This is a genomic window from Exiguobacterium sp. UBA6282 (assembly GCF_002440475.1).
Lineage (GTDB): Bacteria > Bacillota > Bacilli > Exiguobacteriales > Exiguobacteriaceae > Exiguobacterium_A.
The window spans coordinates 108,980-109,572 of the sequence record NZ_DJUM01000038.1; the positions used below are offsets into that span (position 1 = coordinate 108,980).

1 protein-coding gene is annotated in these 593 nt (G+C 45.4%); it reads right to left on the reverse strand.

The window, feature by feature from the left end; all coding sequences use genetic code 11:
* Nucleotides 1-551 (reverse strand): CDP-glycerol glycerophosphotransferase family protein (locus B2751_RS10725; RefSeq protein ID WP_290774715.1); only part of this gene is annotated, 551 nt, incomplete at its 3' end.
* Between the last annotated feature and the right edge of the window lie 42 nt (nucleotides 552-593).

Here is a 593-nt window from a genome sequence, read left to right on the forward strand (position 1 = left end):
GTGTTGAAGACCCAGTACTTGGCACGTGCCATTGCTTGGTAGTACGCGAAGCTGTTTTTGAGCACCCAGTTTGGACAAGCTTCCTTGACGTCATCTGAAGGTTCTTTCGAGAAAATCCAGACGAGTTCAAGTTCTGGGCGTTGTTCTTTTAATTTCAGGTAAAGCGCCTTTGGATTATCAGAATAGCTCCGACCGAGGAAACTCTCAAATAAGACGAGGTTCTCTTTGACCGGCATCTTTTGGAACAGGCGATAGAGCATCAGACCGTTCTTGATCTTTTTACGTCGTGCCGTCCGTAGCGTTCGTTTTGTCTTCACGGCAGTGATGTATGAACGGAACATGAAGTAGGAACCCGTCGACCATGCTTGTAGATACTTACTTCGTGTCTTCGTCCGTCTTAAATCGTAAGCTACATGGCGGAATATATCTGCCTGCTGACTTTTTGACGTGCTTCGTTCAAGCAACGCACGACCACGTTTTGAGATGAATCGTTTGTACCATGTATTCAAGAACTTTTGAACAGTGTTATCCATCGTATGCGCAGATAACATACCATAGATCCGTGAGATATCAGTCAATGTCGTGATATCGCG